General features: G+C 59.6%; 7 protein-coding genes and 2 pseudogenes. 6 read left to right on the top strand and 3 right to left on the bottom strand.

Annotated elements, in window-relative coordinates; genetic code table 11:
• Positions 1-84 (top strand): annotated as a pseudogene (locus ACJ8HA_RS19895) (transketolase-like TK C-terminal-containing protein); the annotation flags it as partial.
• A 69-nt stretch (positions 85-153) separates the two neighbouring features.
• On the opposite strand, the gene brnQ reads toward ACJ8HA_RS19895, so the two are convergent.
• From brnQ to ACJ8HA_RS19880, 3 genes are all read right to left on the bottom strand, one after another.
• A complete protein-coding gene (gene brnQ / locus ACJ8HA_RS19890; RefSeq protein ID WP_442515462.1) occupies positions 154-1,476 on the bottom strand; it encodes a branched-chain amino acid transport system II carrier protein in 1,323 nt (440 codons plus the stop codon).
• A 213-nt stretch (positions 1,477-1,689) separates the two neighbouring features.
• A complete protein-coding gene (locus ACJ8HA_RS19885; RefSeq protein ID WP_025304191.1) occupies positions 1,690-2,571 on the bottom strand; it encodes a 2OG-Fe dioxygenase family protein in 882 nt (293 codons plus the stop codon).
• A 30-nt stretch (positions 2,572-2,601) separates the two neighbouring features.
• Positions 2,602-2,934 (bottom strand): tRNA-binding protein, encoded by a 333-nt coding sequence (locus ACJ8HA_RS19880; RefSeq protein ID WP_025304190.1) that lies wholly within the window; start codon positions 2,932-2,934, stop codon positions 2,602-2,604.
• Positions 2,935-3,224: 290 nt separating this feature from the next.
• Here ACJ8HA_RS19880 and ACJ8HA_RS19875 point away from each other — a divergent pair, with 290 nt between their 5' ends.
• The 5 genes and pseudogenes from ACJ8HA_RS19875 to ACJ8HA_RS19855 all read left to right on the top strand — a co-directional run.
• Positions 3,225-4,142 (top strand): DMT family transporter, encoded by a 918-nt coding sequence (locus ACJ8HA_RS19875; protein WP_049208243.1) that lies wholly within the window; start codon positions 3,225-3,227, stop codon positions 4,140-4,142.
• Between the two features lie 164 nt (positions 4,143-4,306).
• Entirely contained in the window at positions 4,307-5,395 is a 1,089-nt protein-coding gene (locus ACJ8HA_RS19870; protein ID WP_043142713.1) for an ABC transporter substrate-binding protein, read from the top strand.
• 78 nt (positions 5,396-5,473) lie between these two features.
• The gene (locus tag ACJ8HA_RS19865; RefSeq protein WP_025304187.1) at positions 5,474-7,243 is read left to right on the top strand and encodes an ABC transporter permease; all 1,770 of its coding nucleotides are present in this window, start codon (positions 5,474-5,476) and stop codon (positions 7,241-7,243) included.
• Positions 7,236-8,306, top strand: coding sequence for an ABC transporter ATP-binding protein (locus tag ACJ8HA_RS19860; protein ID WP_043142690.1), 1,071 nt, complete (start codon positions 7,236-7,238; stop codon positions 8,304-8,306). Before ACJ8HA_RS19865 ends, ACJ8HA_RS19860 begins: the two co-directional genes overlap by 8 nt.
• A gap of 63 nt (positions 8,307-8,369) precedes the next feature.
• Positions 8,370-8,498, top strand: a pseudogene (locus ACJ8HA_RS19855) (LysR family transcriptional regulator); the annotation flags it as partial.
• Positions 8,499-8,704 lie beyond the last annotated feature (206 nt).

Here is an 8,704-nt window from a genome sequence, read left to right as displayed (position 1 = left end):
TCGGCGCCGGCGGAGCAGCTGTTCGCCGAGTTCGGCTTCACCGTGGACAACGTGGTGGCCAAGGCGCAGGCACTGCTGAAGTAAGCGGCCGGGCGCAAGCCGATAAAAAAGCCGGTCATTATGACCGGCTTTTTTTATGGGCGGAAACCGCGTTTACGACGCGGTCTTGATGCTTTCGGCGCTGCGCAACCGGTCGTAAGCCGCCGCCAGCAACAGCACCAGCAGCGTAGGCTGCAGCCAGACCAGACCCTGTTCGGCCAGCGGCAGCTTATCGAACCAGACGGGCAGCAGGCTGCTGAAGCTGGAGGCTTTCAGGCCGTCGGCGAGGCCAAACACCAGGCTGGTAGCGATCACCGGCGCGAAGACGCGCTTGGCGCTGCGCCAGCGGTCCTGGCTGAAGCTGAGCAATACCAGCGCGATGCAGGGCGGGTAGATCGCCGTCAGCACCGGCAGCGAGACGCGGATCAGATTGGCCAGCCCCATGTTGGAAACCAGCATGGCGAAGAGGGCGAGGATAACCACCAGCGTGCGGTAAGAGAGCGGCAGGTAGCGGGAGAAGAAGTCCGCGCAGGCACAGGTCATGCCGACCGCCGTCACCAGGCAAGCGATGAACATCAGCACCGCCATAAAGACGCTGCCCAGATCGCCGAAGGTGTGCTGCACATAGGCGTGCAGGATTGCCGCGCCATCCTGAGCATCGTTCCCGACCAGGCTGCCGCTGCCGGCGCCGAGCTTGAACATGCAGATATAGACCAGAGTCAGGCCGACGCCGGCGATCAGGCTGGCCCAGAGGGTGTAGCGCAGCAGCAGGCCGCTGTCGCTGACGCCGCGCGAGCGGGCGGCGGTGACGATAATCGAGCCGAACATCAACGCCGACAGCGTGTCCATGGTTTGATAACCCTGAACGAAGCCGGTGGAAAACGCCGCGGCCTGATAGCTGCCGACGGCGGAGACCGGCGCACCGGCGGGCCAGACCAGGGCGGCGATGCCGAGCGCGGCCAGCGCCAGAATTTTCAGCGGCGCCAGAATATGGCCGACGTTGTCGAGCAAGCGGCCGGGATACAGCGACACGACCATCGCCAGGGTAAAGAACAGCAGGCTGTAGATGAACTGCGGCAGGGCGCCGTCGCCGGTGAAGGGCGCGATGCCGAGGGCGAAAGAAACATTGGCGGTTCGCGGGGTGGCGAACAGCGGGCCCAGCGCCAGATAGCAGACGGTCGCCAACAGCAGGCCGGCTGTGCGGCCGATGGGGCCAGTCAGCAGGCTGATGCTGCCGCCGACGCGCGCCAGCGCGATCACGGCAATCACCGGCAGGGCGACGGCGGTCACCATAAAACCGAGGGCGGCCGGCCACAGATGCTCACCGGACTGCAGCCCCACTAGCGGGGGGAAAATGATGTTGCCGGCGCCGACAAACAGGGCGAAGGTCATAAAGCCCAGGGCGATAATGTCTTTCGGGGATAAACTCTTGGTCATAACGGTATGGCACTGCCTGTATTCATGAAATAAACGGCCTGGCTGCGGAATGAAGCACTGCAGGAGGAGGCGCGTGGGGCAGCGTAAGCCCGCAAAAATTTTCGTCCGGCAGGATATAATAATTCGGCGACAAAAACCTGATTAATCCAGCGCTGTTTACCCCGGCGTGAACCGGCCGCACAGAGGGATCCTGGCGGCCGGCCCGGCAGCGCGTTAGCTCGCGCGCGCCACCATGTCTATCGACAGCGGGATTTCGATATGCGGTTTAAAAGAGTCATACGCGAAGGAGACGTGGCCGTCTTCGACCGGTTTACGGGTGAAAAAGATCAGCATATCACGGGTCGAATGCCGGCGTTTGTCCTGCGCTTCCACCGGTGAGAGGCTGTGTTTGCGCTCATGGTCGACAATCAGCAGGGTATCGAGGAAATGCCGATGCTGTATTTCGCCCAAAATCCATTCCGGCCGGGCGCGATCGAATTTGATCCCGCTGGTTTCGCGCATATCGTGAATAAAGGTCTTGGCGCTGTCGTCGGTCATGTTGTCGCAGCCGAGGAAGGTCGTCATGGTGTGGTCGACGCCGTCGCTGTGTACGCCTTCCAGCGCCGGTTCGCCCAACATCTGCGGCGTGGTGACGGTGCGCAGGTTGAACACCGTGCAGACGAATTTGTTGATCTCCTGATTAAGCCGGGGGCGCGGCGTCACGCTCACGCCATCGATCACGTAGGCTTTGAATTTCATCAGTGCCTGAAATGCCGTATTCAACTGCAGATCGTCGTTGATGCCGCGGAAATGGCGCACCTTTCCCGAATCGTAGCGGATGAAGTCTTCCTCGACCGAGAGCACGAAAGGCTGGAACTCCAGCCGCTCAATCTGGGCGCGATCGAAGTCGAAGCAGAAGCGGCCGTTTCTGGACTTGCGGAAAGGCAGTGTGGGATCGTCCGCCAGATTGGCGCTGACCTGCTGCAGCCTGGCGAAATCTTCCGGCCGCGCGCCCAGCGCCAGCAGGATCGCTTGCATGGTGGCGCCGGGGATAAAGGCTGAACGGTGTTCCTGGTACGCCTTCTTAACTTCATCAAGCAGGGATAACTGTCGCATTTCTCGGTGGCCTCACGAATGATGTGGCGATTATAAAATCTTGCTGCCGATCTCCACGTCGACATCGGGTTTCAGCAAGACAGTGCCTTGATCCCGGGTGACCGCGGCAAGTACCAGCACTTCAGATTTAAATCCGGCAACCCGCCTGGCGGGGAAATTAACGACGGAGATGACTTTTTTTCCAAGCAGATCATCTTCCTGATAGTTTTCGCATAATTGCGCCGAGCTGTTTTTAATGCCAATTTCTTCGCCGAAATCAATGCGCAGCTTATAGGCGGGTTTTAATGCCTTGTCGTTATATTCCACGGAAATAATTTCGCCAATACGCATATCCAGTTTCATAAAATCAGTGATTTCGGCCATGAGTCAGTCCAGTTAATTAAGTGGCTTCAGGAAGGCTAGCAAAGGGGAATTATTCCGACAATGCCGCCAGGAGGGGAATAGTTATACCGGATGTAGCAATTAATTTACATTATCGTAACGTGGTGGAATTAATTATAAGCTTGGTGAATTATATAAGATTGAAACTTCATTATTTCCCGCAATTATGTTCACCACGCCTGCTTGGTGCCAGCGTCGATACTGTTAAGCCCGTGTTAAATTGGTTAGTATGCTCTGCATTAATTCATCAACGGCATTTTTTAGGTAGTGATATGGAAATAACCCAGCGCGAAAAACGCGATCGGCGAAAGGCATTGATTGCGCCGTTTTTCCTGATATTAATTTGGTCGACCGGTTTTATTGCCGCGCGGGCGGTGGCGGATCATGCCGATCCCAACCTTTTCCTGACCTTTCGCTTTTTGATCGCCGCGGCAGTATTCGCTCTGCTGGCGCTGCATTGCGCCTGGCCCAAGGGGCGACAGTTCGTAATGCACCTGCTGACCGGCATGTTGATGAACGGTGTTTACCTTGCCGCAAGCTGGTGGGCGGTGGCGAACGGCCTGGCAGCCGGAGTAATGTCGCTGATCGGCGGATTGCAGCCGCTGTTTACCGCGCTGATTTTCGCGCTGGTGCTGCGTAAGCCGATCGGGTTACGTTCCTGGGCCGGGCTGGCGGTCGGTTTTATCGGCGTTGCGCTGGTGCTCTCCCCGCGGCTGACCGGCATCGACGTCGGCAATATGGCGCTGCTGCCGATCCTGATGGGGTTTGGCAGCATCGTTGCGCTGACGATAGGCATCATGGTGCAGAAGTCTTCGCTGGCAGCGGCCGATCTGCGGGCGGCAGGCGCCATTCAGCACCTCGGCGCGGCGATCGTGACCGGCGTACTGGCGGCCGTAATGGGCTCAGGCGCCTGGGACAATTCGCCAACGCTGTGGTTCTCGCTGCTGTGGTCGGCCGGCGTGTTGTCGCTGGGCGGCACCGCGCTGTTCATTTGGATGGTGCGCCACGGCGATTTGACTCGCATTACCGCGCTGATGCTGCTGGTGCCGCCGGCGGCGGCGCTGCAGGCTTACGCGCTGTTTGGTGAGGCGTTGTCGCTGGTGCAGCTGGCGGGATTTGTTCTGACGCTGCTGGGGGTTGCCATCGTACAGCGAATTCGCCTGCTGCGGCGCTCTCACCTGGCCGAATAGTCTGCGATAGGAAGTGCTGTAAAGCCCGCGCTGCCGGGCTTTTTATTGGCTGAAAAACGTCCAACCTCACAAAACCGAAAGATAACAAGCAACGCCGTTGCCTCGTCATAAATATTAACTGTATGTTAATTTTTGGTTTATTAAATGTGATCAGGGGATGGATGATGATGAAAAAAATCAGCGCGACCGTAGCTGCTATCACCTTACTGGGCTCCGTTTCCGCCTATGCGGCCTTCCCGGCGGGCTACCCCGCCGACTATCAGAAACTGGTCGACGGCGCGAAGAAAGAAGGCAAGGTGGTGATTTATTCAACCACCGACACCAAGGCGGCGGCGCCGCTGATCCAGGGGTTCGAGGCGTTGTATCCGGGCATCAAGGTCGAATACAACGACATGAACAGCACCGAACTGTATAACCGCTTTATCAGCGAGCAGGCGGCCGGCGGCACCAGCGGCGACCTGGTGTGGAGTTCGTCGATGGACACCATTTTGAAACTGGCGGGCGATTACGCGCAGGAGTATGCCTCTCCGGAGCGGGCTCAGCTGCCAAAATGGGCGGTATGGCAAGATAAAGTGTATGGCACCACCTATGAGCCGGTGGTGTTTATCTATAACAAACGGCTGATCCCGCAGGGCGATGTGCCGGATTCACACGCGGCGCTGGCTAAACTGATCGCCGGCCAGACGGACAAATTCAAGAAGAAAGTCACCACCTACGACATCGAAAAATCCGGCGTCGGCTTCATGCTGTCGGTGCAGGACTTCAAGGCCGATCCTAACTACTTCAAAACGCTGGCCGACGTGGCCAAGGGCGGGCTGGCGGTGCAATCTTCCACCGGCACCATGATGGAGCGCGTCTCCTCCGGTGAAAACCTGATCGGCTTCAATATCCTCGGTTCATACGCCGAGGCCCGCGCCAAGAGCGATCCGTCGCTCGGCATCGTCTATCCGAAAGACTATACCCTGGTGCTGTCGCGCGTGAGCTTCATCAGCAAAGAGGCCGGCAACCCTAATGCCGCCAAGCTGTGGTTCGACTACGTGCTGTCGGAGAAAGGGCAAAATATTCTCGCCAATCAGGCGGATATCCCCTCGATCCGCAACGACATCGAAGGCAAGAACGACATCGATGGCATGACCAAGCTGTTGGGTAACGCGCTCAAGCCGATCCCGGTCGATGACAGCCTGCTGGAATATCTGCAGCCGGCCAAACGTCTCGACTACATCAAACAATGGCGCGCCGCCGCGGCGAAATAACAGGGACTGCATTCGGACGCGCGCCTGCCGCACGGGCGCGCGCCCTTTGGTCGTCGTTTACAACCATAGGGAGCATTTATGCAAGCATGGCGCAGAAAGTGGCAGAGCCTGCCGCGCGGCCTGGTGGTGTTGATAACCGCGCTGGTTATCTATGTCCCCCTGTCGTTTATCATCATTCAAAGCTTCCTCTCGGCTCCGTTTTTCTCTCCCTCCAAGGTCTTCAGCCTGGAGGCCTTCGAGTTCATCTTTACCGATCCGGATTTCTACAAGGCGCTGAAAAGCGGCTTTATTCTGGCATTCGGCCTGGTGATTATCGCCATCCCGCTCGGCGGCATTTTGGCCTTTCTGATGGTGCGCACCGATCTGCCGGGGCGGCGGATCATCGAACCGCTGATTCTGGTACCGATCTTCGTGTCGCCGATGGTGCTGGGTTTCGGTTACGTGGTGGCGGCGGGGCCGGTCGGCTTCTTCTCGCTGTGGGCGGAAGCGTTGCTGGGTTTCGTGCCGTGGAACATCTATTCGATGGCCAGCATCGTGGTGATAGCCGGGTTGACGCACGTGCCCCACGCGTATCTGTACATCTCCTCGGCGCTGCGCAGCGTGGGCTCCGACGTTGAAGAAGCGGCGCGCACCGCCGGCGCTACGCCGCTGCAGGTGATGACCGCCGTCAGTTTGCCGATGGTGCGGCCGTCTATCTTGTACGCCGGGGTGCTGCTGTTCTTCCTCGGGCTGGAGGTGTTCGGCCTGATGCTGGTGCTGGGCGATCCGGAAGGCAACCTGGTGCTGGCGACCTACCTGTATCAGTTGACCAACAAGCTGGGCACGCCTTCTTACCACCTGATGGCGGCGGTAGCGGTGGTGCTGATCTGCATCACCATTCCATTGGTGATGCTGCAGCGCAGGCTGATGCGTACCGCCAACCGTTTCGTCACCGTCAAGGGCAAAGCCTCGCAGGCGCGCGCGCTGCCGCTGGGCAAATGGCGCTGGGTGGCCGGCGCGGTGGTGATGTTCTGGCTGACCGTGACCATCGGCGTGCCGCTGATCGGCGTAGTGCTGCGCGCCTTTATCTCCAACTGGGGCGTGGGCGTGTCTGTCTGGGACGAACTGTCGATCAACACCTTCCGCACCATCTGGGCGCAACCCAACCTGCTGCGCGCCATCGTCAACTCGATGGCGATCGGGGTGATCGGCGGGGCGCTGGCGGTGGCGTGCTATCTGTTTATCGGCATTGCCATGCACCGCAAGCCGGATGGCGCCACGCGCTTCCTCGACTACAGCGTGCTGGTGCCGCGCGCGGTGCCGGGGCTGTTGGCCGGCCTGGCGTTCCTGTGGGTGTTTCTGTTCCTGCCGATGTGGCTGGACAAATCGCTTAAGGAAGGCTGGCTGTCAGTGCTGCCGATGGCAGAATGGCTGCGCGAGAACGTGATCGTCTGGCTGCGTTCGCTGCGCAGCACCATCTTCAGCGTCTGGCTGGCCTACACCGTGGTGTGGATGGCTTACGGCCTGCGGCTGATCTCTTCTACGCTGCTGCAGGTGGGACCGGAGCTGGAGGAGGCGGCGCGCAGCGCCGGCGCCAGCCGCGGCCAGATCACCCGCCACGTCACCATTCCGCTGTCGCGCTACGGCCTGATCGGCTCCTGGTTGCTGATGTTCCTGATCTTTGAACGCGAATATTCCACCGGGGTGTATCTGCTGTCTCCGGGCACGGAAACCATCGGCTCGATGCTGGTTTCCCTGTGGGCCGCGGGCGCTATCGATATCGTCGCCGCGCTGTCGTTCATCAATATCCTGCTGGTGGTGTTGGGGCTGGGGATCGCCTTGCGCTTTGGAGTGAAATTACATGATTGAACTTTCGGTAGAGAATCTGCATTTGACCTATGGCGACAACCCGGTGTTGAAAGGGGTGTCGATGGATCTGAAACGGGGCGAAGTGGTCTCGCTGCTGGGCCCGTCGGGCAGCGGCAAAACCACGCTGCTGCGGGCGGTAGCCGGGCTGGAGAAACCGAGCCAGGGGCGGATCGTCATCGGCAACAGCGCGGTGTACAACGGCAGCGCACGCAGTGAAATTCCCGCCGAAGAGCGCAATCTGGGGCTGGTGTTTCAGTCCTACGCCCTGTGGCCGCATAAAACGGTGTTTGAGAACGTCGCTTACCCGCTGAAACTGCGTAAGACCGCCTCGGCGGAAATCGCCCAGCGGGTGCAGGCGGTGCTGGATCAACTCGGGCTGGGGCATTTGGCCAAACGCCATCCGCACCAGCTCTCCGGCGGCCAGCAGCAGCGCGTGGCGATCGGGCGCGCGCTGGTCTACAACCCGCCGGTGATCCTGCTGGATGAGCCGCTGTCCAACCTCGACGCCAAGCTGCGCGAAGAGGCGCGGGTATTCCTGCGCGAGTTGATCATCAAGCTCGGTCTGTCGGCACTGATGGTGACTCACGATCAGAACGAGGCGATGGCCATTTCCGATCGCATCCTGCTGCTCAATAACGGCAAAATCGAACAGCAGGGCACGCCGCAGGAGATGTACGGCTCGCCCACCACGCTGTTCACCGCCGAGTTCATGGGCAGCAACAACCGGTTGCCGGGCAAGGTCGTCGCGCTGGAAGGCGATCGGGCGCGCATCGAAGGTAAGGATTGGGCGCTGTGGGGCAAAGCGGGCGAAGGCGTGCAGGTCGGGCAGGAGGGCACGGCGGTGATCCGCGTCGAGCGCGTGCGGTTGGGCGAAGATCCGCAGGGCAACCAGCTTGAGCTGCCGTTGCTGACCAGCATGTATCTCGGCGATCGCTGGGAATACCTGTTCCGCACCGTGGCCGAAGATTTCGTGGTGCGTGCCTATGGCCACGAGGCGCGCGATCAAACGCTGTGCCGGCTCTCCCTGCCGGCCGAGCATTTGTGGATATTCCCGAAAGCCTAATAAGGACGCCCGCCGATGCGGGCGCTCCGTTTACAGAGTTAAACCGCTAGCAGCGATCTTTTCTGGGCGGTGTACGTTTCCCGGCTGGCAACGTCGGCGAAAGTGCGGGTGACGGTCGAATTTTTGCGCGACTATTTTCGTGAGCACTACGGCGAAACGGGGCCGGCGAGCGAAAATTCGTCGCGGTCTTGAGGCCAAAAATGTGCGCCAGATCATCTTATGCTCGTAAAACTCCGTCCGTTACCTGAGGAACTGTCGCACCTGTTCCTTTTGCCAAAACTTTGGTTTATGCTCAGCTGAAGCGTTTCAGTTGAAGCACTCTTCAACAGAAATGCCGATGTGACGGCGGTGAAAAACCGCTGAAGCGCGGGAATAATGCAAACTCGGCGATTCACAGC

Origin of the sequence: Serratia sp. CY33802 (assembly GCF_052169095.1) — a bacterium.
Lineage (GTDB): Bacteria > Pseudomonadota > Gammaproteobacteria > Enterobacterales > Enterobacteriaceae > Serratia > Serratia bockelmannii.
The sequence above is the reverse complement of the archived record's forward strand: the minus strand, read 5'-3'. Positions and strand labels throughout refer to the sequence as shown.

What these genes read in the sequence shown, in the direction of transcription:
- brnQ (WP_442515462.1), bottom strand. Translation starts at nt 1,476, where the DNA reads ATGACCAAGAGTTTATCCCCGAAAGACATTATCGCCCTGGGCTTTATG.
- ACJ8HA_RS19885 (WP_025304191.1), bottom strand. Translation starts at nt 2,571, where the DNA reads ATGCGACAGTTATCCCTGCTTGATGAAGTTAAGAAGGCGTACCAGGAA.
- ACJ8HA_RS19880 (WP_025304190.1), bottom strand. Translation starts at nt 2,934, where the DNA reads ATGGCCGAAATCACTGATTTTATGAAACTGGATATGCGTATTGGCGAA.
- ACJ8HA_RS19875 (WP_049208243.1), top strand. Translation starts at nt 3,225, where the DNA reads ATGGAAATAACCCAGCGCGAAAAACGCGATCGGCGAAAGGCATTGATT.
- ACJ8HA_RS19870 (WP_043142713.1), top strand. Translation starts at nt 4,307, where the DNA reads ATGATGAAAAAAATCAGCGCGACCGTAGCTGCTATCACCTTACTGGGC.
- ACJ8HA_RS19865 (WP_025304187.1), top strand. Translation starts at nt 5,474, where the DNA reads ATGCAAGCATGGCGCAGAAAGTGGCAGAGCCTGCCGCGCGGCCTGGTG.
- ACJ8HA_RS19860 (WP_043142690.1), top strand. Translation starts at nt 7,236, where the DNA reads ATGATTGAACTTTCGGTAGAGAATCTGCATTTGACCTATGGCGACAAC.